At 71.4% G+C, this 25281-nt stretch carries 27 protein-coding genes; 20 read left to right on the forward strand and 7 right to left on the reverse strand.

Annotation, left to right across the window (positions count from 1 at the left end):
- The first annotated feature begins 127 nt into the window (after positions 1-127).
- From dnaK to ACYVLJ_RS10520, 4 genes are read left to right on the forward strand one after another with little or no spacing between them, the layout of a single operon-like run.
- On the forward strand, positions 128-1993 hold the full coding sequence (gene dnaK, locus ACYVLJ_RS10505) for a molecular chaperone DnaK (RefSeq protein WP_451970027.1): 1866 nt from the start codon (positions 128-130) through the stop codon (positions 1991-1993).
- Positions 1990-2697 (forward strand): nucleotide exchange factor GrpE, encoded by a 708-nt coding sequence (gene grpE, locus ACYVLJ_RS10510; protein ID WP_451970026.1) that lies wholly within the window; start codon positions 1990-1992, stop codon positions 2695-2697. The genes dnaK and grpE overlap by 4 nt, the downstream gene beginning before the upstream one ends.
- A 30-nt stretch (positions 2698-2727) precedes the next feature.
- Positions 2728-3900 (forward strand): molecular chaperone DnaJ, encoded by a 1173-nt coding sequence (gene dnaJ, locus ACYVLJ_RS10515; RefSeq protein WP_451970025.1) that lies wholly within the window; start codon positions 2728-2730, stop codon positions 3898-3900.
- A gap of 5 nt (positions 3901-3905) precedes the next feature.
- Positions 3906-4331, forward strand: coding sequence for a heat shock protein transcriptional repressor HspR (locus tag ACYVLJ_RS10520; protein ID WP_364510460.1), 426 nt, complete (start codon positions 3906-3908; stop codon positions 4329-4331).
- 52 nt (positions 4332-4383) lie between these two features.
- Here ACYVLJ_RS10520 and ACYVLJ_RS10525 read toward each other — a convergent pair whose 3' ends face one another.
- Positions 4384-5934, reverse strand: coding sequence for an ABC-F family ATP-binding cassette domain-containing protein (locus ACYVLJ_RS10525; RefSeq protein WP_460438463.1), 1551 nt, complete (start codon positions 5932-5934; stop codon positions 4384-4386).
- A gap of 3 nt (positions 5935-5937) precedes the next feature.
- On the opposite strand from ACYVLJ_RS10525, the gene ACYVLJ_RS10530 reads away from it, so the two are divergent.
- Positions 5938-6066 carry a hypothetical protein gene (locus tag ACYVLJ_RS10530; protein WP_451970021.1) on the forward strand — a complete coding sequence of 43 codons (129 nt, stop codon included), beginning with the start codon at positions 5938-5940 and terminating at the stop codon, positions 6064-6066.
- A 76-nt stretch (positions 6067-6142) separates the two neighbouring features.
- Here ACYVLJ_RS10530 and ACYVLJ_RS10535 read toward each other — a convergent pair whose 3' ends face one another.
- From ACYVLJ_RS10535 to ACYVLJ_RS10555, 5 genes are all read right to left on the reverse strand, one after another.
- Complete coding sequence (locus tag ACYVLJ_RS10535) at positions 6143-6676, reverse strand: DUF305 domain-containing protein (protein WP_460438464.1); 534 nt, start codon at positions 6674-6676, stop codon at positions 6143-6145.
- The gene (locus ACYVLJ_RS10540; RefSeq protein ID WP_451970017.1) at positions 6673-7431 is read right to left on the reverse strand and encodes a lytic polysaccharide monooxygenase; all 759 of its coding nucleotides are present in this window, start codon (positions 7429-7431) and stop codon (positions 6673-6675) included. The genes ACYVLJ_RS10535 and ACYVLJ_RS10540 overlap by 4 nt, the downstream gene beginning before the upstream one ends.
- A 144-nt stretch (positions 7432-7575) precedes the next feature.
- A complete protein-coding gene (locus ACYVLJ_RS10545) occupies positions 7576-8292 on the reverse strand; it encodes a dienelactone hydrolase family protein (RefSeq protein WP_451970015.1) in 717 nt (238 codons plus the stop codon).
- Between the two features lie 53 nt (positions 8293-8345).
- Positions 8346-9449: a globin domain-containing protein gene (locus ACYVLJ_RS10550; RefSeq protein ID WP_460438635.1), complete on the reverse strand. Its 1104-nt coding sequence runs from the start codon at positions 9447-9449 to the stop codon at positions 8346-8348.
- 352 nt (positions 9450-9801) lie between these two features.
- Positions 9802-10977 carry a globin domain-containing protein gene (locus ACYVLJ_RS10555; protein WP_451970013.1) on the reverse strand — a complete coding sequence of 392 codons (1176 nt, stop codon included), beginning with the start codon at positions 10975-10977 and terminating at the stop codon, positions 9802-9804.
- Positions 10978-11310: 333 nt separating this feature from the next.
- Between ACYVLJ_RS10555 and ACYVLJ_RS10560 the strand changes: the two genes are divergently transcribed.
- From ACYVLJ_RS10560 to ACYVLJ_RS10575, 4 genes are all read left to right on the forward strand, one after another.
- Entirely contained in the window at positions 11311-11796 is a 486-nt protein-coding gene (locus tag ACYVLJ_RS10560) for a MarR family winged helix-turn-helix transcriptional regulator (RefSeq protein ID WP_451970011.1), read from the forward strand.
- Positions 11797-11912: 116 nt separating this feature from the next.
- Positions 11913-13100 (forward strand): MFS transporter, encoded by a 1188-nt coding sequence (locus ACYVLJ_RS10565; protein WP_451970009.1) that lies wholly within the window; start codon positions 11913-11915, stop codon positions 13098-13100.
- 96 nt (positions 13101-13196) lie between these two features.
- The gene (gene clpB / locus ACYVLJ_RS10570; RefSeq protein ID WP_460438465.1) at positions 13197-15791 is read left to right on the forward strand and encodes an ATP-dependent Clp protease ATP-binding subunit; all 2595 of its coding nucleotides are present in this window, start codon (positions 13197-13199) and stop codon (positions 15789-15791) included.
- Between the two features lie 237 nt (positions 15792-16028).
- A complete protein-coding gene (locus ACYVLJ_RS10575; protein WP_451970005.1) occupies positions 16029-16787 on the forward strand; it encodes a type III secretion system chaperone family protein in 759 nt (252 codons plus the stop codon).
- Here the strand turns inward: ACYVLJ_RS10575 and ACYVLJ_RS10580 are convergent.
- A complete protein-coding gene (locus tag ACYVLJ_RS10580) occupies positions 16784-17461 on the reverse strand; it encodes a hypothetical protein (RefSeq protein WP_460438466.1) in 678 nt (225 codons plus the stop codon). The two genes, ACYVLJ_RS10575 and ACYVLJ_RS10580, sit on opposite strands and share 4 nt — an antisense overlap.
- A gap of 152 nt (positions 17462-17613) precedes the next feature.
- On the opposite strand from ACYVLJ_RS10580, the gene ACYVLJ_RS10585 reads away from it, so the two are divergent.
- The 11 genes from ACYVLJ_RS10585 (at position 17614) to ACYVLJ_RS10635 (ending at position 25276) form a co-directional block, all read left to right on the forward strand.
- On the forward strand, positions 17614-18366 hold the full coding sequence (locus ACYVLJ_RS10585; protein WP_460438467.1) for an SDR family NAD(P)-dependent oxidoreductase: 753 nt from the start codon (positions 17614-17616) through the stop codon (positions 18364-18366).
- 76 nt (positions 18367-18442) lie between these two features.
- Positions 18443-19177 carry an ABC transporter ATP-binding protein gene (locus tag ACYVLJ_RS10590; RefSeq protein ID WP_451970000.1) on the forward strand — a complete coding sequence of 245 codons (735 nt, stop codon included), beginning with the start codon at positions 18443-18445 and terminating at the stop codon, positions 19175-19177.
- A complete protein-coding gene (locus tag ACYVLJ_RS10595; RefSeq protein ID WP_460438468.1) occupies positions 19177-21630 on the forward strand; it encodes an ABC transporter permease in 2454 nt (817 codons plus the stop codon). Before ACYVLJ_RS10590 ends, ACYVLJ_RS10595 begins: the two co-directional genes overlap by 1 nt.
- A gap of 27 nt (positions 21631-21657) precedes the next feature.
- Positions 21658-22221: an orotate phosphoribosyltransferase gene (pyrE, locus tag ACYVLJ_RS10600; protein ID WP_086671745.1), complete on the forward strand. Its 564-nt coding sequence runs from the start codon at positions 21658-21660 to the stop codon at positions 22219-22221.
- A gap of 80 nt (positions 22222-22301) precedes the next feature.
- Positions 22302-22856 (forward strand): RNA polymerase sigma factor, encoded by a 555-nt coding sequence (locus ACYVLJ_RS10605; RefSeq protein WP_451969996.1) that lies wholly within the window; start codon positions 22302-22304, stop codon positions 22854-22856.
- Positions 22847-23434, forward strand: a complete 588-nt coding sequence (locus ACYVLJ_RS10610) for an anti-sigma factor (RefSeq protein WP_460438469.1) — start codon at positions 22847-22849, stop codon at positions 23432-23434. The genes ACYVLJ_RS10605 and ACYVLJ_RS10610 overlap by 10 nt, the downstream gene beginning before the upstream one ends.
- Positions 23431-23787 carry an Asp23/Gls24 family envelope stress response protein gene (locus tag ACYVLJ_RS10615; RefSeq protein WP_451969992.1) on the forward strand — a complete coding sequence of 119 codons (357 nt, stop codon included), beginning with the start codon at positions 23431-23433 and terminating at the stop codon, positions 23785-23787. The genes ACYVLJ_RS10610 and ACYVLJ_RS10615 overlap by 4 nt, the downstream gene beginning before the upstream one ends.
- A complete protein-coding gene (locus ACYVLJ_RS10620; protein WP_460438470.1) occupies positions 23784-24095 on the forward strand; it encodes a hypothetical protein in 312 nt (103 codons plus the stop codon). Before ACYVLJ_RS10615 ends, ACYVLJ_RS10620 begins: the two co-directional genes overlap by 4 nt.
- 70 nt (positions 24096-24165) lie before the next feature.
- Positions 24166-24591, forward strand: a complete 426-nt coding sequence (locus ACYVLJ_RS10625; RefSeq protein ID WP_460438471.1) for an Asp23/Gls24 family envelope stress response protein — start codon at positions 24166-24168, stop codon at positions 24589-24591.
- Between the two features lie 22 nt (positions 24592-24613).
- Positions 24614-24772: a hypothetical protein gene (locus ACYVLJ_RS10630; protein ID WP_451969986.1), complete on the forward strand. Its 159-nt coding sequence runs from the start codon at positions 24614-24616 to the stop codon at positions 24770-24772.
- Positions 24773-24883: 111 nt separating this feature from the next.
- Positions 24884-25276 (forward strand): DUF2784 domain-containing protein, encoded by a 393-nt coding sequence (locus ACYVLJ_RS10635; protein WP_460438472.1) that lies wholly within the window; start codon positions 24884-24886, stop codon positions 25274-25276.
- Positions 25277-25281 lie beyond the last annotated feature (5 nt).

A 25281-nucleotide genomic window follows, 5' to 3' on the forward strand; every position in this document is an offset into this window, starting at 1 on the left:
CGCAGTCGACTCAAGTCCGGCTTGACGAGGTGCGTGAGGACCCGACTAAACTTGCCACGTACCCGCTCAAGGCGGGGACGAACGTGCAGGTCACGTACATAGCAGGCTTACACAGGAGGAAAGCACCATGGCGCGAGCGGTCGGCATCGACCTCGGCACGACCAACTCGGTCGTAGCCGTCCTTGAGGGCGGCGAGCCGACGGTCATCGCCAACTCGGAAGGCTCCCGGACCACCCCCTCGATCGTCGCCTTCGCCAAGAACGGTGAAGTGCTGACCGGTCAGCCGGCCAAGAACCAGGCCGTGACGAACGTCGACCGGACCATCCGGTCCGTGAAGCGGCACATCGGCACCGACTGGAAGACCGAGATCGACGGCAAGAACTACACGTCGCAGGAGATCAGCGCCCGGGTGCTGATGAAGCTCAAGCGTGACGCCGAGGCGTACCTGGGCGAGACCATCACCGACGCGGTGATCACCGTTCCGGCGTACTTCGAGGACGCGCAGCGGCAGGCCACCAAGGAGGCCGGGCAGATCGCCGGCCTGAACGTGCTCCGCATCGTCAACGAGCCGACCGCCGCCGCGCTGGCGTACGGCCTGGACAAGGGCGAGAAGGAGCAGACCATCCTGGTCTTCGACCTCGGTGGTGGCACCTTCGACGTCTCGCTGCTGGAAATCGGCGAGGGCGTCGTCGAGGTCCGCGCGACCTCCGGTGACAACCACCTCGGTGGTGACGACTGGGACGAGCGCATCGTCAAGTGGCTGGTCGACAAGTTCAAGGCCACGAACGGCATCGACCTGACCAAGGACAAGATGGCGCTGCAGCGCATCCGCGAGGCGGCGGAGAAGGCGAAGATCGAGCTGTCCAGCTCGAACTCGGCCGGCATCAACCTGCCCTACATCACCGTCGACGCGGACAAGAACCCGCTGTTCCTCGACGAGCAGCTCTCGCGCGCCGAGTTCCAGAAGATCACCTCGGACCTGCTCGACCGGACCAAGGCGCCGTTCAACAACGTCATCCGGGACGCGGGCATCTCCGTCGGCGACATCGACCACGTCGTGCTCGTCGGTGGGTCCACCCGCATGCCGGCCGTCGCCGAGCTGGTCAAGGAGCTGACCGGCGGCCGCGAGCCGAACAAGGGCGTGAACCCGGACGAGGTCGTCGCGGTCGGCGCGGCGCTGCAGGCCGGTGTGCTGAAGGGCGAGGTCAAGGACGTCCTGCTGCTGGACGTCACGCCGCTGTCGCTCGGCATCGAGACCAAGGGTGGCGTGTTCACCAAGCTCATCGAGCGCAACACCACGATCCCGACCAAGCGCTCGGAGATCTTCTCCACCGCGGACGACAACCAGCCGTCGGTGCAGATCCAGGTGTTCCAGGGTGAGCGCGAGATCGCCGCGCACAACAAGAAGCTCGGCATGTTCGAGCTGACCGGTCTCCCGCCCGCTCCGCGTGGCGTGCCGCAGATCGAGGTCACCTTCGACATCGACGCCAACGGCATCGTGCACGTGACCGCGAAGGACCTGGGCACGAACAAGGAGCAGTCGATGACGATCACCGGTGGCTCCGCGCTGCCGAAGGACGACATCGAGCGGATGGTCAAGGACGCCGAGGCGCACGCCGAGGAGGACAAGACCCGTCGCGAAGAGGCCGAGACGCGCAACCAGGCCGAGACGCTGGTCTACCAGACCGAGAAGTTCCTCAAGGACAACGACGACAAGCTGCCCGAGGACCTCAAGGGCAAGGTCAAGTCGGCGATCGACGAGTCGAACGAGGCCCTGAAGGGCACCGACTCGGCGAAGATCCGCGAGTCGATCGAGAAGCTGAACGCCGCTTCGCAGGAACTGGGCACCGCCCTGTACGCCAACGCGAACGCCGCTCAGCCGGGCGCCGAGGGTGCCGCGGGTGCGGCCGGGGACGCCGGTGCGGCCGGTGGCCAGGCCAAGGCCGATGACGTCGTTGACGCCGAGATCGTCGAAGAGGACGAGAAGAAGTGACCCACAGCTACGACGAATCCGAGAACCAGGGCCGCGGCCCCGAGGAGCCGGTGGTCGTACGCGATCGGCGGCGGGTGGACCCCCAGACCGGGCAGGTCCGCCCGCCCGGTCCGGCCCACGCCGCGCCGGAGCCGGAGGGCACGCCCGTGGAGCACGCGGGCCCCTCGCTCGGCGAGTCCATTGTGGACGAGTCGGTGACGGTCGTCTCCGACGTCGAGAAGGAGCTGGCCGAGCGCACCGCCGACCTGCAGCGCCTGCAGGCCGAGTACGCCAACTACCGCAAGCGCGTCGAGCGCGACCGCGAGGCGGTCGTCCTCGGCGCGAAGGCGACCGTGGTCAACGACCTGCTGCCGCTGCTCGACGACCTCGAGCGGGCCGAGCAGCACGGTGACCTCACCGGCGCGTTCAAGGCCGTCGGCGAAAAGCTGATCAGCGGCCTGCAGCGCGCGGGGCTCGAGTCGTTCGGCGTCGAGGGTGAGGCCTTCGACCCGAGCGTGCACGAGGCCGTGCAGCACAACACCTCGCCGGACGTGGCGGGACCGACGGTCACCGTGGTCATGCGCCGCGGCTACCGCTTCGGGGACCGCGTGCTGCGGGCGGCGCTGGTCGGCGTGACCGACCACGAGCCCGGCGCGGCCCCGGTGGACCCGTCCGTCGGTGGCGAGCTGCCACTCGACGGCGGACTCGATGACCGGCAGCAGTAACGGAAACCCAGTGGAAGGAGGAGACGCCCGATGAGCGCACGGGAATGGATCGGCAAGGACTTCTACCGTGAACTGGGCGTCTCCTCCGACGCCACAGCGGACGAGATCAAGAAGGCCTACCGCAAGCTGGCCAAGGAGAACCACCCGGACGCGAACGCCGGCAACGCGCAGGCGGAGCAGAAGTTCAAGGCGGTCTCCGAGGCCTACGGGGTGCTCTCCGACGCGAGCAAGCGCAAGGAGTACGACGAGGCGCGGCGGCTGTTCGGCGGCGGGGGCGGGTTCAACTTCCCCGGTGGCGGCGGCACCGGCAGCTTCGACATGGGCGACATCTTCGGCCAGGCCGGCGCCGGCGGTCAGCAGGGCGGTTTCGGCGGGCTCGGCGACATCCTCGGCGGGCTGTTCGGCCGCGGCCGGACGACGGCGGGCGCGACGGCCAACCGGCCGCAGCGCGGCGCCGACGTCGAGACGGACGTCCGGATCGACTTCGTCGAAGCGGTCAAGGGCGCGACCCTGCCGCTGCGGCTGTCGAGCCCGGCGACCTGTTCGACGTGCGGCGGCAACGGCGCGAAGCCGGGCACGTCGCCGCGGACCTGCCCGACCTGTTCCGGGTCGGGGCTGGTCAGCCGCAGCCAGGGTGCGTTCGCGTTCTCCGAGCCGTGCCGCGACTGCCGCGGCCGCGGGCAGATCATCGACGACCCGTGCCCCGAGTGCGGCGGCGAAGGCGTCAGCACGCGGACCCGCACGCTGACCGTCCGGATCCCGCCGGGCGTCGACGACGACCAGCGCATCCGGCTGGCCGGTCAGGGCGAGCCGGGCCGGGGTGGCGCGCAGGCGGGCGACCTGTACGTCCGGGTGCACGTGGCCCCGCACGCGCTGTTCGGGCGCAAGGGCCTCGACCTGACGATCACCGTGCCCGTGGACTTCACCGAGCTGGCGCTCGGCACGACGATCACGGTGCCGACGCTCGAGGGCAAGGTCTCGCTCAAGGTGCCGCCGGGCACGGCGAGCGGGCGGGTGCTGCGGGTGCGCGGCAAGGGCATCGCCAAGCGCGACGGTTCGCAAGGTGACCTGCTCGTCACCCTCCAGGCGGCGATTCCCGCCAAACTGGACGACAAGGCGCGCGAGGCACTGGAGGCGTACGCCGAGGCGATGGCCGGGCACGACCCCCGGCCCGAGATCACCGATCTGCTCGAAGGCAGGTGAGCGGGATGTTCGGCGGGATTCCGCAGGAAGGCGACGAAGAGACCCCGGTGTTCGTCATCTCGGTGGCGGCTCAGCTCGCCGGGATGCACGCGCAGACGTTGCGCACCTACGACCGGCAGGGCCTGGTGTCGCCGGGCCGCACCTCCGGTGGCGGGCGGCGCTACTCGATGCGGGACATCGCGCTGCTGCGCGAGGTCCAGCGCCTGTCGCAGGAGGACGGCGTCAACCTGGCCGGCATCAAGCGCATCATCGAGCTGGAGAACCAGGTCGACGCGCTGCGGGCGCGGCTCGCCGAGCTCACCGAAGAACTGGCCGCGGCGTACGCGGCCGGAGAACAGGCCGCGGCGGCGGCCCACGCGTCCTACCGCCGGGACCTGGTCCCGCTCAACCAGCAGACCGCGATGGTGGTCTGGCGGCCCAAGCGCCGCTGACGTTCCGACACGACGAAGGCCTCCCCGGCGAGTTCGGGGAGGCCTTCGTGCGTCAGAGGTCCAGCCGCGGCCAGGCCGCGAGGTCGGCCAGCAGCCGGCGGTCGTGCGTCGCGACGACGACCGCGGCCGGGGTGGCGAGCAGGGCCTCGGTCAGCTCCTCGACGAGCGCCGCCGACAGGTGGTTGGTCGGTTCGTCGAAGACCAGGACGTCCGGGCGCCCGGCCAGCCGCAGGGCCAGGTCGAGCCGCCGCTGCTGGCCCTGGGACAGCCGGCCGACCGGCGTGCGCACGGCTTCCGCGTCGAGCAGGCCCATGCCCGAGAACGGCACCCCGGCTTGCTCGAAGATCCGGCGGGCGGTCAGTTCCCCGGGCCACGCCGGGACTTCCTGGCCGATCAGGGCCACTTTCGCGCCGGGCAGGTGCCGCACCGCACCCGTCGTCGGCGGGAGTTCGCCGGCGAGCGCGGAGAGCAGCGTCGACTTGCCCGCGCCGTTCTCGCCCGTGACGAGCAGGCGGTCGCCGCGGTCGAGCGACAGCGTCACCGGACCCGCGAGGCGGCCGGCGACGCCGACGTCGTGCAGGCGGACCAGTGCCTGCGCGCCGGAGCCGAGATCGGGCCACCGCAACGACAACGGCGGCTCGGGCACGGTCACGCGGTGCGCTTCCAGCGCCGCCCGGTCCCGGTTGAGCGCCTGGACGACGCCCGGTGCGCGGGACTGGCGCTGGTGCCGTCCGGTGCCCTTGTCCGGCCGCCAGCCGGTGCTGAGCCGGTCGCGTGCCCGCGCCACCGCGAGCGTGAGCTGCCGGTGCGTGTCCTGCTGCTCCTCGTACTCCTGCACCCAGCGTTCGCGGTCGCGGCGGCGGCCGTCCTGCCAGGCCTGGTAGCCGCCGGCGTAGCGGCGCGGGCGGCCGTCCTGGCTGGGGTCGAGGTCGAGGAACTCGGTCGCGACGTCGGCGAGCAGCGCGCGGTCGTGGCTGACCAGCGCGACGCCGCCGTCGTGGCCGCGCAGGCGGTCGGTCAGGAACGCCAGGCCGGCGGCGTCGAGGTGGTTGCCGGGCTCGTCGAGCAGCAGGAAGTCGTGCCGCGCGCCGAGCAGGCAGGCCAGGCGCACGCGGTAGCGCTGCCCGACCGAGAGCGTGCTCAGCTCGCGGGCCCGGTCGGTGCACGCGCCGAGGGCTTCGAGGGCGATGTCGACGCGGCGTCCGGCGTCCCACGCATCGAGGCGCGTGGCCGCTTCGAGCGCGACGGCGTAGCGGTCTTCGGCGAAGTCCGAAACGGCCGCGTCGAGGGCCCGCAACGCGTCTTGGGCGGCACGCAGGGCTTCGGCGGTCAGCGTGCCGACGGTCTCGCCGGACCGGAACGGCAGCGCCTGCCGCGCGACGCCGACGGTGCCCGCGCGGTGGAGGGTGCCCTGGTCGGGCGCCCGCAGCCCGGCGAGGACGTGCAGCAGCGTGGTCTTGCCACGCCCGTTCTCGCCGACGATCGCCAGCCGCGACCGGGGTGAGACGGTGACGCTCACGTCGTGCAGCACGCGGCGTGAGCCGAGGGTGACGCCGACGTTTTCCGCGCGCAGGTGGACATGGTCTGTCGCAAGGGAATTCAAGGGATGCTCCGCAGCTCGGAAGGAGCCGGGCAGCACGAAAGGGGCCGCCCGGCGATGACCGGGACGGCGGGCAAGGACGAAGAGGTGCGCCGCCGTCAGCGGCGGGTGCGCAACCTCGCGAAGACCGCGTAGGAGTACATCATGATCGCGAGGCTAGCCGCCGGGAGCGCGGCGGCCAACCGGATTTCGGGCGGCCGCGCTCCCGGCGTCAGGCCTTGAAGTCGAGCAGTTGCCGGACTTCGGCGGTCCGGGATTCGATGACCCGCCGGGCCAGGTCACGCGCCGGGCCGTTGACGCCGCCGCTCGCGCCGTTCTCCGTCCGGGCCAGCTCGACCGCGCCCTGTTGCTGGCCGGTGAGCACGTCCAGGAACTTGCGGGTGAACTCGCGGTCCGATGCCGTCCGAAGGGCGCCGACGACGTCGGGCGCCGTCATCTGCATGCCGCCGTGGCCCGCGTGGGCCTGCGGGTTCAGGTCCATCGTCTCGGGCTGGGACCAGGCGCGCAGCCAGCCCTTCATGTCGTCGATCTCGGTCTGCTGGGTCGACTCGATCGCCGCGGCCAGCACTTTCAGCTCGCCGGGCAACTGCCGGTTCGCGGCCAGCCGGACGATCTCGATGCCCTGCTGGTTCTGCGGGATCAGCATCTGCAGGAACATCACGTCGGCCGCGTTGTAGGCGGGAGGAGCCGCCGTCGCGCTGCAGCCCGTCAGCAGCAGCGCGACGACGGCGAGCAGCACCCTCACAGACGCTGCCACAGCGCCGGGGTGTTCGGCGGTTCCCAGCCCGCGATCGCGGTGTGCGGCTGGATGCAGCGGTAGCTCGCGCCGCCGTAGGTGACGACGTCGCCGACCTGGTACGCCGTGCCGGGCGCCCACGTTCCGCTCTGCGGCGGGGTGGTGGTCGGGGGCGGGGTCGTGGTGGGCGGCGGAGTCGTGGTCGGGGGCGGGGTGGTCGTCGGCGGCGGGGTCGTCCCGCCACCGCCGATCTGGAGGTCGATGCAGCTGTAGAACGCGTTGGCCGTGTCGGAGATGTTCCAGATCGCGAGCACCTTCACCCGGCCCGAGTAGCCGGAAAGGTTCACCGTGTGCTGGACCGTCGCCGGTGGCTGCTGGCCGTTGCCGTTGAACGACGCCACGAGCGTGTTGCCGACGTAGTACTCGTAGCTCTTGGTGGCGTGCCGGGCGGTGAAGACCCAGTTGAACGTCACCGAGGTGCCGACCGACTTGGCCGGCCAGGGCTTCGATTCGTCGGCCAGCTCGGCGAACTGCGCCAGCCCGGCATTGCAGCTGCGCAGGCCCTTGGGACCTTCGACGCTCTGGGGTTCGTAGACGATCTGGCCGCAGTTCGGGACCTTCCCGGCCGCGCAGTTGGCCTGCCGGCTGGGCGGGTCCGAGACGTACCCGTGGGCACTCGCGGTCGTGGCGGGGAGGACGACGACCAGCACCGGGGCGAGCAGAGCGCCGGCTGTGGCCGCGAAGAGCTTGCGTTTCCAGGTCATTTCGGCTCCTCGAGGGGGAACAGCGGTGTTCCAGGGGAGGACGAACGAGCACATCCGGGGAAGATGTGGTCTAGACCATAAGGTGAATCGGGCACAACGGTCAACGAACTACGACCATTCGGCGAAACCGCTCGCCCGCTCGGCTCAGTGCGAAGGTGGGGCGGGTTGCCGCAGGTGTTCACCGAAGAACGTCGTCACCCGGTGCCACGCGTCTTCGGACGCTTCGTGGTGGTAGGTGAAGCCGACGACCTTGAGCAGGAGGTTCAGCGGCGGCGCGACCTCGACCTTGTTCGCGAACCCGTGGCTGGCCCCGTCGTACTCCTTGACGTCGTGCGGGATCTCACGCTCGGTGAGCGCCGTCTCGAGCTTGGCCGCGGCACCGCGCAGCGAGAAGTCCTTCTTGCCGAAGCTGGCGACGATCGGGCAGGCGTCGTCGAGCACCGAGAGGTTCTTCGGCAGCTGCCCGTAGTAGGGCGCGGACGCCTCGAACCCGCGGGACGCCGCGATGAGCGCGAAGCCGCCGCCCATGCAGAAGCCCGCGATGCCGATCCGGCCGGAACAGTCTTCGCGCGCGGCCAGCAGCGAACGGGCCGCCTCGATGTCGTCGAACGTCCGGCCCTGGTTCGCGAACATGTCCGAGAACACGCGACGCACGCAGCGCCGGAAGCCGCCACGCGAGTACATGTCGGGGCTGAGGGCGAGGTAACCCTCGGCGGCGAAGCGGTCCGTGATGTTCTTCGTGTCCTGGCTCAGCCCGAACGCGTCGTGGATGAGCACCACGCCCGGGTGCGGGCCCTCGCCGGCGGGCTCCGCCAGGTAGCCGCCGATCGTGCCGTCCGAAACCGGAATAGTCATCTCCATATCGGCGAAGATAGCGAGATTCCGGCCGGGCCGCCCGGCCCGCTGAGAGTTCCTCAGTCCATGGTGAACGGGTCGTAGGAGATGCGTTCGAGGTCGATGCCGCGGGCCAGGAGCTTCGCGATGGTCGCCTGGATCATCGGCGGCGAACCGGAGACGAGCACGTCGTGGTCCTTCCACGTGCCCCGCTGCGTCACGGCGTGGGCGAGCGTGCCGCGGTCGCCGCCGGCCAGCGCGCCCTCTTCGGTCACCGGGGTGACCGTCAGCCACTTGGCCGTCGCGGCGAACCGGCGCAGGTCGTCCAGCGCGTAGAGGTCGTCGGGTCTTCGGCCGCCGAAGAACAGGTGCACCGGCGGGTTGCGCTTCCAGCGCGCGAGGTCGTCGAGGATGGCCAGCAACGGCGTGACGCCGGTGCCGCCGCCGATCATCAGCAGCTTCCGCTTGGTGGTGGTCGGCCGCACGTTCAGCACGCCCATCGACGGCCCGAGGCGCCAGACGTCGCCCGGTTTCGTGTGGTTGACGATGCTGCCGCTGACCCAGCCACCGGGCACCGCGTGCACGTGGAAGGTGAGCTGGCCGTCGCCGCGGGGCGCGTTCGACGGTGAGAAGTAGCGCCAGAACCGCGGGCGCTGCGGCACCTCCACGCTGACGTACCCGCCCGCGCGGTACGGCAGCAGGCCCTCGGTGCGCACCTTGACCAGGGCGACGTCGCGCGCGAGCTTGCGGTGCTCGAGCACGGTCGCCGCCCACGACGCCGGCCCGGTCTCCGCCTGGGCGGCCTCCCGCATGATCTTCGAGATGAGCCCGTACGCGGTCGTCCAGGCCGATTCGACTTCGTGGGTCCACTTGTCCTTGAGAAACCGTTTCAGCGCGGCCAGCAGCGCGACCCCGACGGCGTCGTAGTGCCGGGACACGACGGCGAACTTCCGGTGGTCGCGCCCGAGCTGCCCGAGGAACGTCACCAGCTCGTCGGGCCGGTCGACCATCTGCACCACGTACACGAGCGCGCGCAGCAGCCGGCTGCGCTGGGTCGCCATGGTCACCGGGAACAGGTCGCGGCAATCCGGGGCCACCACGAACAACGCGCCGTAGAAGTACTGCGCGAGTTCGTCGGCTTTCGGTTCGATCAGGGCAAAGCTTTCACGGATCAGCCGGGCCAGTTCGCGACCTTCCACGGCGGAAACGGGAACGGTCGCCACGGGCGCGGAGATCTTCAGGGAATCGGCACTCATCGGGAACGGTTTTCTCCAGTCGTGCAAAGGCATTTCGCGCCGTGGTCGCGGCGTCGCTGTGGCGGTGCCGCCCCCGAGGGTTCTCGACAGTAGGCGCATTCCCGTGCAGATGCGCGTGATTACGCGCGTTCCCGCCCGAACGGACCAATTTCGCCACGGCGGGTCAACCCCGGCTGGCACAGCGTAAAAATGATCTCCCGCCCGATTCACCCGATGCCGGGTGTCTATTTAGCTGGAACTGCTCACCGGAAAAGCGGATTGCATTTGCCGGGAACGCGAACTAGTCGATCGTGAACGGGTCGTACTGGATCTGGTCCAGCGCGCTGCCCGCGACCAGCATGCGCGACACCGTCGCGCGGATCATCGCCGGCGAGCCGGAGACGAGAACGTCGTGCTGCGGCCAGGCGCCGTACCGCGTGATGGCTTCGGCGAGCGTGCCCTGCTCGAAGCCGGGGACGTCGCCGCCGCGCTCCACCACGGGTGTCACGGTCAGCCAGGGGTTGGTCGACGCGAGCGCGCGCAGTTCTTCGAGGTCGTAGAGGTCTTCGCGGGTGGGTCCGCCGTAGAACAGGTGGGTCTTCGGGTTGTCGCCCCACAGCGCGAGGTGGTCGAGGATCGCGCGCAGCGGCGCGACGCCCGTCCCGCCGGCGATCATCAGCACGCCTCGTGACGCTTCGCGGTCGACCGTCATCCGGCCGAGTGGCGGGCCGAGCCGCCAGACGTCGCCCGGCTGCGTGTGGCTGACTATCGCCCTGGACACCCAGCCGCCGTCGATCGCGCGGACGTGGAACTCGATGCCGCCGTCCTCGCGCGGCGCGTTCGCCGGCGAGAGGTAGCGCCACAGCCGCGGCCGCTGCGGGACTTCGACGCTGACGTACTGCCCCGGGTGGTAGGGCACGGGCTGGTCGGGCACCAGCCGCACCAGGGCGAGGTCCCAGGTCAGCCGCCGGTGCTCGACCACGGTCGCCGACCACGACGGCGGGTTCGTGTCGGACGCGGCCGCGTCCTGCATGGCCCGCGCGGCGATGGTGAACGCCTCGGCCCAGGCCCGTTCGACCTCGGGCGTCCACTCGGGGCCGAGGTGGTTCTTCAGCGACGCCAGCAGCGCCGTGCCGACGGCTTCGTAGTGGCGGGGCACCACGCCGAACTTGCGGTGGTCGCGCCCGAGCTGGCGCAGGAACGGCGCGAGGTCGTCGGGCCGGTCGACCATCTGCACGATGTGCACCAGGGCGCGGACCAGCCGGCCGCGCTGGATCTCCATGTTGATCGGGAAGAAGTCGCGCGTGGTCGGCGCGAGGGTGAACAGCATCCCGTAGAAGAACTGCGAGATCTCCGCGATGTACGGCTCGGACTTGGCCCAGCTGTCCCGGATGAGCCGGACCATCGCGACGACGGCGGCTGGGGCCTCACGCGGGGACGAAGACCGGGGAAGCGGGCTTACTGAGTCGGCTGTCATGGGTTGGTGTTCGCTGGTCGGGGACGGAAAAGCGACGGCACCCGGTCATGCACCGCCGGCCCGGGTGCGGGGACGGCCGCGTGTGATCGGACACCGCCGCTCACAGCCGCCTCCTCGGTCCATCGCCACTGCTGCCACCTCGTTACTCGTCCGCGCCGCGCGCGGTCCGTCCGCAGGGTAGCCGCCGGGCGGCCTTTTGCCCGCATTGTTGCTCCGACCGGGTGTATCGCTTCCGGTGACGGCGTGGGCGACCTCACCAGGACGATCCTTGCTCGCGCAAGCGATGCGCAATAAACTTGTATTACACAAGTAATGGCTGTGCGGGAGGGTCCGATGGGCTTCGACGACACCGACGACGACGTCCGGGTCGAGCTCATGCGCGAGCTGAAGACCGCGTCGCAGCTCCAGCACGCCTGGGTCATGCAGGCCTGGCAGGACCAGCCGGGGTTGCACCCCGCGGCCGCGATGCTGCTGTCGGATCTGGCGAAGAACGGCGAGGCGCGGCCGTCCGAGCTGGCGAAACGCCGGTTCGTCGACCTCTCGGTGGTCAGCAGGCAGATCACGCAGCTGTCCGCCGCGGGCCTGGTCGACCGCCGTCCCGCGCCCGAAGACGGCCGGGCGTCGCTGGTCAGCGTGTCCGAGAAGGGCCGGGCCGAGCTCGCCCGCTGGCGGGCCAACTACCTGGAGTTCATGGAGAAGGCGCTCGGCGGCTGGGACGACGAGCGCGTCACCGACCTCACCGGGCGGCTCGCCGAGATGAACGCCGACCTGCGCCGGGCGCTGGGCACTACCGCCTGGATGGCCGAGCAGGCGAAGTGATCACTCGGCCAGTTGACGCAGTTCCGCTGCGGTAACACTCGTAGTGGCATTTTGCACGTCGGAATGTGTCCGTTCGGGCCTGACTCGACGGCGTTTTCCGGGGCTACCTTCGCTATGTGACGCGTAGCCGGTTCGCGCTGCTGTGCGCGTTGGGAATCGACAACTTCGGCTCAGGTCTCTTCCTCCCGTTGGCGCTGGTCTACGTGACCCAGGTGGTCGGTGTGCCCCTGGCGATGGCCGGCACGGCCGTCACACTCGGCACGGTCGGCGGTCTGGTCGTGCCGCCGCTGGCCGGCCGGCTCGTGGACCGCGTCGGGCCGCGCGCCGTGGTGATCGGCGCCCAGGTGCTGCAGGCTGCCGGCGCGGGCGCCTACCTGCTCGCCGACGGCGCCGGCCCGGTCGTGGTCGCCGCCGTCCTGCTCGCCGCCGGGCAGCAGCTGTTCTACAGCTCCCTCTACGTGCTGATCGCCGACGTCGCCGGCGACGGCCCCAAGGACCGGCCGTTCGCCGAGGCCGGGATGGTGCGGGCCGGCTGCTTCGGGCTCGGCGGTCTGGTCGCGGGCGCGTTGCTGACCTGGCTCGACGCGACGGGCTACCGGATCGCGCTGGTCGTCGACGCCGCGACGTTCTTCGCGGCCGCGTCGATCCTCGCCGTCTTCGTCCGGCCGGCCCGGCCGCGTGAACCGCGCTGCGAACGGTCGGTCAAGGTGCTGCGCGACCGGCCCTACCTCGGCCTGATCCTCTTCAGCGGGCTCTTCGGGCTGTCGCTCGACTTCTTCCTGATCGGCACCCCGGTGTTCGTGCTCGACCGGCTGCACGGCCCCGCCTGGCTGCCCGGCGCGATCCTGGCGCTGCTGACCGTGCTGACGAGCGTCGGCGGCACCCTTGCGCTGCGGCTCACCGCGAACCTGACCCGGATCACGGCGATGCGGGCCGGCTCGGCGTTGTTCGCCGCGTGGTGCCTGGTCAGCCTGGGTGTGCTGCTCGTGCCCGCGGGCTGGCGGGTGGTGTACCTGCTGGTGTCGACGCTGGTGTTCGCCGCCGGCGACCTGGTTTTCGGCCCGCGTTCGGGGGCGCTGGCCGAAGCCGCGGCACCTCCGGTGGCCCGCGGTCGTTACCTGGCTGCGTACCAGTACGCGTTCACCGTGGCGCAGGTGCTCGCGCCGGCGGTCGTAGCGTTGTTCTCGGTCGCCGACTGGTTACCCTGGGTGCTGGTCGGGACGTGCGCCGGCGTCGCCGTGGCCGGGCTCGGGATGCTGGGCTCGCGGTTGCCGGCGAGCGCCGTCGCCCCCGGTCAGAGTTGAGCGGAACAGACTCAAGTTTTCGTGCGTTGTACTTGTCGACTGGCCTTGGTCAGGCCGGTCACCTGGACTTTTGAGTAACCGAGCATGAGGTGAGGGATGGACGCTTTCAACCCGACCACGAAGACCCAGCAGGCGATCTCGTCCGCGGCGCAGGCGGCCACCATGGCCGGCAACCCGCACGTGTCGGCCGCCCATCTGCTGGGCGCCCTGCTGGCGCAGGGTGAGGGGCTGACCGCACCGCTGCTGACCGCGGTCGGGGCCGACCCGGGGGTGGTGCACAAGGAGCTGGAGCCGCTGATCGCGGCGCTGCCGTCCGCGACCGGCGCGACGGTGTCGAGCCCGCAGTTCGACACCTTCGCCGTGAAGTCGCTGACGCGTGCCCAGAAGCTGGCCACCGAGCTGGGCGACGAGTACGTCTCGACCGAGCACCTGCTCGTCGGGCTCGCCACCGAGGGCGGGCAGGTCGCCGACCTGCTCAAGCGCCACGGCGCCACGCCGGACGCGCTGCAGGAGGCGTTCGTCAAGGTCCGCGGCTCCGCCCGGATCACCAGCGAAGACCCGGAGAGCACGTTCAAGGCGCTGGAGAAGTACGGCGTCGACCTCACCGAGCGCGCCCGCAACGGCGAGCTCGACCCGGTCATCGGGCGCGACACCGAGATCCGCCGCGTCGTGCAGGTGCTGTCGCGGCGCACCAAGAACAACCCGGTCCTGATCGGCGAGCCGGGCGTCGGCAAGACGGCCATCGTCGAAGGGCTGGCCCAGCGGATCGTCGCCGGGGACGTGCCGGAGTCGCTGCGCGGCAAGCGCGTCGTCGCCCTCGACCTCGGGTCGATGGTGGCCGGCGCGAAGTTCCGCGGCGAGTTCGAAGAGCGGCTGAAGGCCGTGCTCAAGGAGATCACCGACTCCGCGGGCGAGGTCATCACCTTCATCGACGAGCTGCACACGATCGTCGGCGCCGGCGCGACCGGCGAGGGCGCGATGGACGCGGGCAACATGATCAAGCCGATGCTCGCCCGCGGCGAGCTGCGGATGGTCGGCGCGACCACCCTCGACGAGTACCGCCAGCACATCGAGAAGGACGCCGCCCTGGAGCGGCGCTTCCAGCAGGTGCTCGTCGGCGAGCCGTCGCCGGAGGACACCATCGCGATCCTTCGCGGGCTGAAGGAGCGTTACGAGGTGCACCACGGTGTCCGGATCACGGACGCCGCGCTGGTGGCCGCCGCGACGCTGTCCGACCGCTACATCACCGCGCGCTTCCTGCCGGACAAGGCCATCGACCTGGTCGACGAGGCCGCGTCCAAGCTGCGCATGGAGATCGACTCGCGGCCGGTGGAGATCGACGAGGTCGAGCGGGCCGTCCGCCGGCTCGAGATCGAGGAGATGGCCCTCGCCAAGGAGAGCGACGACGCTTCGAAGGAGCGGCTCAACGCGTTGCGCGCCGAGCTGGCCGAGAAGCGCGAGACGCTGACCGCGCTCACCGCGCGCTGGCAGAACGAGAAGGGCTCGATCGAGCGCGTCCGCGAGCTCCAGGAACAGCTGGAGCAGCTGCGCGGCGAGTCCGAGCGCGCCGAGCGCGACGGCGACCTGGGCAAGGCCGCCGAGCTGCGCTACGGCCGGATCCCGGCGCTGGAGAAGGAGTTCCAGGCCGCGACCGAGGCGAGCGAGGCCAGCCAGCAGAACGTGATGCTGAAGGAAGAGGTCGGCGCGGACGACGTCGCCGACGTGGTCAGCGCGTGGACCGGCATCCCCGCCGGCCGGCTGCTGGAAGGCGAGACCGGCAAGCTGCTCCGGATGGAGGAGGAGCTGGGCCGCCGCGTCATCGGGCAGAAGGAGGCCGTGCAGGTCGTCTCGGACGCGGTGCGCCGCAGCCGGGCCGGCGTCGCCGACCCCGACCGCCCGACCGGCTCGTTCCTGTTCCTCGGCCCGACCGGCGTCGGCAAGACCGAGCTGGCCAAGGCGCTGGCCGAGTTCCTGTTCGACGACGAGCGCGCGATGCAGCGCATCGACATGAGCGAGTACGCCGAGAAGCACTCGGTGGCGCGCCTGGTCGGTGCCCCGCCGGGCTACGTCGGCTACGACCAGGGCGGCCAGCTCACCGAGGCCGTCCGGCGCCGGCCGTACTCGGTGGTGCTGCTCGACGAGGTGGAGAAGGCTCACCCGGACGTCTTCGACGTGCTGCTGCAGGTCCTCGACGACGGGCGGCTGACCGACGGCCAAGGGAGGACGGTGGACTTCCGCAACACCATCCTGATCCTGACGTCGAACCTCGGCTCGCAGGCCATCGCCGACCCGTCGCTCGACGAGCGGCAGCGCAACGACGCGGTGCTTTCGGTGGTCCAGCGGCAGTTCAAGCCGGAGTTCCTCAACCGGCTGGACGACATCGTCGTGTTCCACTCGCTCGGCACCGAGCAGCTGACGTCCATTGTGGACATCCAGGTGGCGCGGCTGGCCGCGCGGCTGGCCCAGCGCCGGCTGCACCTGGAGGTCACCGACGGCGCCCGCGAGTGGCTCGCCCTCAACGGCTTCGACCCGATCTACGGCGCCCGCCCGCTGCGGCGCCTGGTCCAGTCGGCGATCGGCGACAAGCTGGCGAAGGAGCTCCTGTCCGGCGAGATCCGCGACGGCGACACCGTCCGGGTCGACATCCCGGAGCTGGAAGCCGGGGACGCGCTGACCGTCGAGCGCGTCTGAGTTTCACCAGGCCGACCGGCGTCCGTCTGCACAGACGGCGCCGGTTGGCCCGTTTTCGTCCACAGTGGCCGGCCGGACGGCCGATCGCGCCACGTTCTTCGGGTGCCTTGAAGCGCTGACTGAATCCTGTGATTAGGCGATTTGTCGACTCGCGGGGTCGGAAATGGTCCGAACGGGCCCGGCGACACGGGGACCGGCGATCATCTCTTCGGCGTAGCAGGCGATACGCTGACGGCCGTGGGTATTCCGGCGTGGATCTGGTTCGTCATCGCGGCCGTCGCCCTGGTGGCGGGCCTCGGGCTGCTCGCTGCCGACCGGGCGAAGGAGGGGTCGCGCAACCGCGAGCGCATGCGCTGGGCCCAGTTGCGCGGCTGGCAGTTCGTCGAAGAGGACGAACGGCTGCCGCAGCAGTGGTCCGGCGGGGCGATCGGCTACTTCGGCGCGGACGCCGCCGTGAACGTCGTCGCGGGCTCGACCTTCACCTCCGACGGCCGCCGCCCGGTGTTCATCTTCGACATCGAGTCCGAGGGGCAGATCCCCGCGGTCGTCGTCGCCGTGCGCTGCAACAAGAAGCACCGGATCCCCATCGAGATGTGGCTGTCCAGCGTGCCGTTCCAGCGCGCCGACATGCCCGAGATGCTCGGCCCGATCGGCTCGCGCTACGCCTTCGCGGACGACGCCGACGGCGCCCGCGCGGTGATCACCCAGGAGCTCGTCGACGCCGCGGACCAGCTCGGTGGCGACGTCGGCGTGGCCTGGCTGGAGAACGAGTGGGTGCTGGCCAGCGTCGTCCCGACCGCCGGGCCGTCGCGGCTCGAGCGCCTGCTGCGCGACCTCGGGGAGATCGCGGACATCGTCGACCCGTTCGACGAGGACTACGACGCGGGCCGCCACCAGGCGAGCGCCCCGATCCCGACGCCGGGGCAGGCCCCGCCCACCCCGCCCACCGGGACGCCGGTCCAGCAGCCGCCGCCCGCCGAGCCGCCGCGGGACTAGAGGACCGGCTGGTCCAGGACGCTCGCCGTCAGGGCCGGGTGCTGGTCGAGCGTGCCGCGGGCGTGGACGACGTGGTCGACGCCGAGGTCGCCGCTGATCGAGCCCGACGAGAGGCTCTGCGACGTCCTGACCAGGCCGGACGCGGGTCCCAGCTGGCCGCCGGTTTCGTACTGCTGACCGACGTCGAGGACGCCGGAGAAATTGCCGATGAGGTGATGCTCGGACGTCGCGCCGACCGCGCCGAGCTGGCCCAGGTCGACGGCCTGCCCGGACGACCGGCGGGCGGCGACGCCACCGGTCAGGTCGCCGGTGAAGAGGCCCGCGTCGAGCTGCTCGGCGTGCTCGCTCAGGACGTCGCACCCGTTGCCCAGCCAGACGCCCTGGCTCCCGCGCTCGAGCAGGCCCGCGCGGTCGCCGCGCGTGGCGGCGGCTTCGGTGTGGTCGGACACGACCTGGACGTCGCCGAGCCGCTTGGCGACGACGTCGTGCCGCGTCACCGAGAAGGTGCCGTCGTCCTGGTCGAGCGTGGTGGTGTGCCGGTGGTCGAGCGGCAGCGTCAGGTCGGACGGGCTCGCGAGCGCGGTCGCGGGTGCCGCGAGCAGGAGGGCGACGGGCGCCGCGCCGGCGGCGACCATGGGCAGGTAGCCGCTCTTGCGCTTGCTGTGCTTACCCATGATCGGGACGATAACCCGGCGGCAAATCGGCTGCACCCGGAGGCCGTTAGCTGTGGGTATCGTTCACCCACATGACCACCACCAACTTCTCTGCCGGGGGTCCGGGTGGCGGAGCCCCCGGCCCGGGGCGAAGCCCCGGAACTCACACAGCCGTGATCACCGGAGCCACCGCGGGGATCGGCGCGCAGTTCGCGCGCACGCTCGCCGCCGAGAAGTACGACCTGGTGCTCGTCGCCCGGGACACCGCGCGGCTGGAGGCGTACGCCGCCGAGCTGCGGGAACGGCACGGGGTCGCGGTCGAGGTCCTGCCCGCCGACCTGTCCGAAGTGGACGGACGAGCGGCCGTCGAGGAGCGGCTCGCCGACGGCAAGGTCGACCTGCTCGTGAACAACGCCGGCTTCGGGCTGAACGGGGACTTCTGGACCATCCCGCCGGACGCATTGCAGCGCCAGCTCGACGTCAACGTCACCGCCGTGCTGCGGCTGACGCGGGCCGTGCTGCCGGGCATGATCCGGCGCGGGCGCGGCGACATCATCCAGGTCAGCAGCGTCGCGGGCTTCTTCAGCGGCCGCGGCTCGACCTACACGGCCAGCAAGAACTGGGTCACGTCGTTCACCGAAGGCATCGCCGCGTCGCTGCCGAAGGGCGTCCGGATGATGGCGCTGTGCCCCGGGTTCACCGCGACCGAGTTCCACCAGCGGGCCGGCATCGGCAAGCCCGGTCCGAAAATCGCCTGGCTGGGTGTCGAACAGGTGGTCGGCGAAGCGCTCGCGGACCTGCGCCGGGGCAAGGTGATCTCCGTGCCGAGCCTGCAGTACAAGGCCGTCGTCGCGATCGGCGGGCTGCTGCCGCGAGCGGTGCTGCGGCGGATCAGCGGCGGCTTCGGCGGCAAGGGCCGCACGTGAAGTAGGGCTGTCCCCACCGGCAAGACGCACGCGCGCACCAGGGTGGTTCCCCAGCGGGATCCCTAGCGTTTTCCGCATGACGAATGAGGCGGTTCGGCTCGAGGCCGTGCGCAAGGAGTACGGCGGTGTGGTGGCGCTGGACGGGGTTTCGATCTCGTTCCCGCGCGGCGGGTTCACGGCGGTGATGGGCCCGTCCGGTTCGGGCAAGAGCACGTTCCTGCACTGCGCGGCCGGGCTCGACCGGCCGACGTCGGGCCGGGTCGTGCTCGACGGCCAGGACCTCGACGGCAAGAGCGAGACCTACCTGACGAAGCTGCGGCGCGACCGCGTCGGCTTCGTCTTCCAGGCGTTCAACCTGCTCCCGGCGCTGACGGTCGAGCAGAACGTCGTGCTGCCGCTGCAGCTGGCCGGGAAGCGCCCGGACAAGCGGCTGGTCGCGCGGATCCTGGCGCACGTCGGCCTCGACGGGCGCCGCAAGCACCTGCCAGGGCAGCTCTCCGGCGGCCAGCAGCAGCGCGTCGCGATCGCGCGCGCCCTGGTCACCGACCCGGCCGTGCTCTTCGCCGACGAGCCGACCGGCGCGCTCGACACCCGTACCGCCGCCGACGTGCTCGGCCTGCTGCGCGACTCCGTCCGGGCGTCCGGCCAGACGGTGATCATGGTGACGCACGACCCGGTCGCCGCCTCCTACGCCGACCAGGTCGTCTTCCTGGCCGACGGCCGGATCGCCGGCCGCCTGGCCCGGCCGACCGCGGAAGCCGTCGCCGAGCGGATGACCCACCTGGGTGCCTGGGACCGGGTGGCGGCCTGATGTTCTCCCTCGCGATGCGGACGCTGCGCCTGCGCAAGGGCGGCTTCCTGGCGACGTTCGTCGCCGTGTTCTTCGGCGCGCTGATCGTCTCGGCGTGCGGTGGCCTGATGGAGACGGGCATCCGGTCCGAGACGCCGGTGCAGCGGCTGGTCGCGGCGCCGATCGTCGTCGGCGGGCAGCAAACGCTTGCGGTGCCCGAAACCGACCCGGCGGCACTCGACCCCGACGAGAAGCACAAGGACAAGCACAAGAACGCCACCCTGCCCGAGCGCGTGCGGGTCGACGCGGCCCTGGCCGACCGCCTGCACGCGGTTCCCGGCGTCACGAACGTGGTCGGCGAGGTCAGCTTCCCGGCGCAGGCCGGCGGGGCGAGCGCGCTCGGGCACGCGTGGGATTCCGCCGTGCTGACGCCGTACACGTTGACCGGCGAGGCGCCGAAGCCGGGTGAAGTGGTCGTTGACGCCGACATGGGGATCGCCGTCGGGACCACTCTGCCCGTCGCCGCGCACGGCACCATCGGTCAGTACCGCGTCTCGGGGGTTGCGAAGGCGCCTCAGGCCATGCGGGACTCGGCGCTGTTCTTCGCGGCGTCGGACGCGGTAAGGCTCTCGGGGCACCCCGGGCAGTTCGACACCATCGGCGTCTTCGGCGGTGACGTCGCCGCGGTGTCGGCCGTCGTCGGGGACGCGGGGATCGTCACCACCGGCACCGACCGCGGGGCCCTGGAGTTCCCCGAGGTCGGCAAGAGCGGCGAAGACCTGATCGTGCTCTCGGCCGTCTCCGGCGGCCTGTCGGCGATGGTCATGGTGTTCGTCGTCGCGGGCACGCTCACGCTGTCCACGCAGCAACGCCAGCGCGAACTCGCGTTGCTCCGGGCGATCGGCACCACCCCGCGGCAACTGCGGCGGATGGTCCTCGGCGAGGCGCTGGTCGTCGGGCTGCTCGCGGTCGCCGCCGCGGTCGTGCTCGGGCCGGTGCTCGGGAACTGGCTGTTCGGGCAGCTCGCGGCGAACCACGTCGTGCCGGACGTGCTGCGGTTCGAGCAGGGCTGGGTTCCGGCGATCGTCGCCGCGGGTGCGTCGCTGCTGGCGGTCTTCGCGGCGTCCTTCGTCGCCGGACGGCGGGCTTCCCGCGTCCGCCCGACCGAGGCGCTGGCCGAGGCGGCCGTCGAACGCCGCTGGCTGACGCCGATCCGGCTGATCACCGCGCTCCTGTGCTTCGCGGGCGGGACGGCGCTCGCCATCGTCACGGTCGCCGTGATGACCGGCCCGGTCGCGGCCAGCACGGCCGGCCCGGCGGTGATGCTGTGGGCGTTCGGCCTGGCGGCGATCAGCCCCGGCGTCACGAAGGTGATGGCGACGCTGCTGCGCTGGCCGGTGCAGGCCTTCACCGGCGTCAACGGCCGGGTCGCGCTGCTCAACACCCGGGTCGGCGCGGTGCGGGCGGCCGGCGCGGTCACCCCGATCATGCTCGCGGTCGGCATCGCGACCGCCAACATCTACCTGCAGACCACCCAGGAAGCCGTCTCGAACCAGGCGTACACGCAGGACCTGCGCGCGGACGCGGTCGTCGCCGGGCCCGGCGGGCTCGACCCGTCGGTGCTGGGGCGCGTGCGGTCGACGCCGGGGGTCGCCGGTGCCTCGGAGTACGTCACGAGCACGGTGTTCGTCGAGAAGCCGTTCGACTCGAACCAGGACAAGGACGGCTGGCCCGCCCTCGGGGTCAGCGAGCTCTCCGGGACCGCGATCGCGGTGCCGGACACGCTCGGCCGCCACGTCGGCGACACGCTGTCGCTGCGGCTCGGCGACGGCGCGCCGGTCGACGTGCGGGTGGCCGCCGTCGAGCACCAGCGCGCCGGGTTCGAACGGCTCGTCCTGCCCGCGTCGCTGCTCGCACCGCACACGACGGTCGGCCTCGCCCCGCAGGTACTGGTGCGGGCGGCCGAAGGTGTCGACAAGGCGACGCTGACTTCGCGCCTTCGCGAGGCGACCGCGGGGTTGCCGGTGGTCGTCGGCGACCGGGACGCGCTCATCGCGGCGCACGCGAAGGGCAACGAGGTCGGCGCGTGGGTCAACTACCTGCTCGTCGGGATGATCATCGCGTACACGGTGATTTCCGTGGTGAACACGCTGGTGATGGCGACCTCGAAACGGCGTCGCGAGTTCGGGCTGCAGCGGCTGAGCGGGTTCACGCGCGGCCAGGTGCTGCGGATGGCCGGCATCGAAGGCGGGCTGATCGCGGCCATCGCGGTGCTGCTCGGCACGGCGACCGCGGCGGGCGCGATCGTGCCGTTCTGCCTCGTGGTGAGCGGATCGGTGCTGCCGGCCGGGCCGCCGGCGATCTACCTGGTGGTGCTCGCGATCGCCGTCGTGCTCGCGCTCGTCGCGATCCTCGTCCCGGCCTGGGCGGCGACGCGCGGGCGTGCGGTCGACGCCACATCCATCGGGGAGTGAGCACGGCCGTGTGTAAGACTCTCGGCCGTGGCGAACCCCGGGTTGGATCAAGCGGCGAAACTCGAACTGGCCAGGCTGGTCACCGATCTTTCCGTGGTGCACGGAAAAGTGACCCTGGCGTCCGGCAAGGAAGCCGACTACTACATCGACCTCCGGCGCGCGACGCTGCACCACGCGGCCGCGCCGCTGATCGGCAAGCTGCTGCGCCAGCTCACCGCGGACTGGGACTACGTCGCCGCGGGCGGCCTGACGCTCGGCGCCGACCCGGTCGCGCTGGCGATGCTGCACTCGGCCGCGACCGACGGGGTCGTGCTCGACGCGTTCGTCGTCCGGAAGTCCGTCAAGGAACACGGCATGCAGCGCCGCATCGAGGGCATGGAGGTCCGGGGGCAGCGCGTGCTGGCGGTGGAGGACACGTCCACGACCGGCGGCAGCGTCCTCGAAGCGGTCGCCGCCCTGCGTGAAGCGGGCGCGAACGTGATCGGCGTGGTGACGGTGGTCGACCGCGACACCGGGGCGCGGGAAGCCATCGAGAAGGAAGGCCTGGAGTACCGGTACGTCCTGGGCAAGGACGACCTCGGCCTCGACTGATTCGCCCCGGTGACGCAGGTCACCGACAATCACCCCGTGACGTTTTCCGGCTTCCGGTGTCCTCCCTCCGAGGAGGTGCCGTGACGACCACCGCAACACCGCTCGACGACGCGACCCTCGTCGGTCGCGCGCGGGACGGCGATGTCCGGGCGTACGAGCAGCTCGTGCTGCGCTACCAGGGGCAGATGTTCCGGCTCGCGGTGAAGATGCTCGCCCACCGCGGCGACGCCGAGGACGTCGTGCAGGAGGTCTTCCTCAACGCCTGGCGCAAGCTCGACCAGCTCGGCGAGGACGCGGCGTTCGTCGGCTGGCTCTACCGGGCCACCACGAACCGCTGCCTCAACGTCATCCGCGCGCGCAAGCCCCAGGCCGACGTCGACCTGGACACCGCCGAGTCGCCGCGGGCGGACCTCCAGCCGGAGCGGGCCGCCCAGGTGAGCGGGCAGCTCGCGGCGTTGAACGCGGCGCTGGCGCAGCTGACGCCCGAACAGCGGGCGTGCTGGCTGCTGCGTGAGGTGCACGGCCGGTCCTACGAAGAGATCGGCGAAGTCGTCGGCGCGAACGCGACCGCGGTGCGCGGCCGGATCGCGCGGGCACGGGCCCAGCTGGCGGAGGTGATGAAGCCATGGCGATGACGGACTACGAGCTGCCCTGCGAACGCGATGTCGAGCAGGTGTGGGAGCGGCTCGACGCGGTCGGCGCCGGGCTGGCCGACGAGCACGAGCTGACCTGCCCGCACTGCCGGACCGCGCGGGAAAGCCTGCTGGCCCTGCGCGAGGCGACCGCGGAGCTGGTGGCCGAGGAGGAGGTGCCGCCGCCGGACCTGTTCGGCCGGATCATGTCCGCGGTCCGGGCCGAGGTGCGGCGCGGTTCGATGGTGCCGCTGCCGACGCCGGAACCCGGGCTCGTCGAGGTCAGCGAGCAGGCCGTGGCGGCCGTGCTGCGCTACGCGGCGGACACGGTCGACGGCGTCCGGGCGCGGCGCTGCCGGGTGCGGACCGTCGCCGGGGGCGTCGTCGAAGTGGACCTCACCCTCGCGGTGAGTCTGCGGAACGCTACGGGCGGTGAGGCGTTGTCGTTGGTGCGGGAGCGGGTGACCGCGGCGGCCGCGGCCCGGGTGGGCCTGACGCTGGCGAAGCTCGACCTGCTGGTCGACGACCTCTTCGAGGAAGACACGGTTTCGGAAGATGCTGTCGGGGAGTCAGGGGAATGAGCGTTGAGTACGTCATCGCCGATCCGGTGATCGCCAGCGTGGCGGCGAAGGCGGCGATCACCACGCCCGGCGTGGTGCGGCTCGAACCGGGCCTGCGCGGCCTGGTGACGGCGTGGACGCGGGCCGCCCGCCAGCGCTGGAAGGGCTTGGACCCGGCGCCGGCCGACGGCGTCCGGGTCCGCACCGCGGACAGCCGGGTGACGGTCGAGGTCGACCTGGTCACGGCGGCGGCCGACCAGGCCGCCGCCGTCGGCCGGGCGGTGCAGCGGTCGGTCGGCCGGTTCGTGGCCGAGCAGACCGGCCTGGCCGTCGACGAGGTTTCGGTGTCCATTCTGGACATCGAGCCGCGGTGACCGCCGAAGAAGCCGTCGAGAAGATCGTCGGCGCCCTCGAAGCGGTGGACGGCCTCCGGCCGGCGACGCCGGTTTCGCCCGGAACGACGTGGTTGCCGGTGGACTGGGCCGGCCTGGCCGTCGACCTGTCGCCGGAGCTGGTCCGGATCCGGCTGATCGCCACGCGGCTGCCGCTCCCGCCGCTGCTGGACCGCGCGGCCGAGGTCGTGCGGCCGGTGCTGGCGGACACGGAGTGGGCCGACGCCCGGCTGCAGCTGGTCGTCACGGACCTCGACGGTGCGGCGTTCGCGAGACCCACGTCACAGTGACGGTGGCCCGCCGCGGTTGTCCTCAGTGACGAAAGCCCTTGTGGCCCAGGACATCCAGGGAGGAACCGCCATGACCGCGACCGCCGAGAAGAAGACCGAGACCGGCGCCCTCGTCACGAAGCAGGGCACCACGACCATCGCCGACACCGTGGTCCGGAAGATCGCCGGGCTCGCGGCCCGCGAGATCAGCGGCGTCCACGACCTCGGCGGCGGCGCCGCGCGGGCGTTCGGCGCCCTGCGCGACCGCATCCCGGGTGCCTCGGCCAGCACCGGGCAGGGCGTCTCGGTCGAGGTCGGCGAGAAGCAGGCGGCCGTCGACCTGCAGATCCTCGTCGAGTACGGCATCTCGATCGCGGACCTCGCGCGGTCGGTGCGGCGCAACGTGATCACCTCGATCGAGCGGATGACCGGGCTGCAGGTCGTCGAGGTGAACATCAGCGTCGACGACGTCCACCTCCCCGAGGACGAGCCCGCGCCGAGCGACCGCGTGCGGTGATCCCCGGCGTACCGTCGAGGGCATGGACGAGCCGTCGAAGCCCGACGAGCCGGACCGGCCCGGGCTGCCGCCGTGGAAGAAGCCGCCGGAGCAGTACCCCCGTGAGGAGCCGACGAAGTACCCGGCGAAGCGCCCGCCGGAGTTTCCACCAGGCGTAACCCCGCCGTCACCGCCCAGGTGAATGGGTTGCTCCGCTGGGTTAAACATCACACAGCGGGGCACTCAGGAGGGCGATCAGGGCCCCGCAGCGGAGTAAAGTCGCTGGTAGGGGGTTCGGTGAAGGGGGCGTGTGATGGCGAAGTTCCTGGCCGACGTGACTGTCGCGGTGCACATCTTGGCGCTGCTCCTCATCGGCTTCGGCGGCTTTCTCGCCTGGCGCTGGCCGAAGCTGATCTTCGTCCACATGCTGGGGGTCGTCTGGGGCGTGCTGGTCAACGTGGCGCCGGTGCCGTGCCCGTTCACCGCGCTGGAGAACTACTTCCGGCACCAGCAGGGCCTCGGTGACCTGCCCGGCGGCTTCAACGCCTACTACCTGTACGACACGGTGTTCCCGCGGTCGTGGCTGCCGGCGATCGGCGTCGTCGCGATCGCGGTCGTCGTGTACTCCTACGTCGGCGTCTACCACCGCTGGCGCCACCGCGACCACAGTGAGGACGCCCGGACGCACCGGGTGCGCCTGGGCTAGGCGAC

The sequence above is a fragment of the Amycolatopsis stemonae genome (assembly GCF_054781455.1).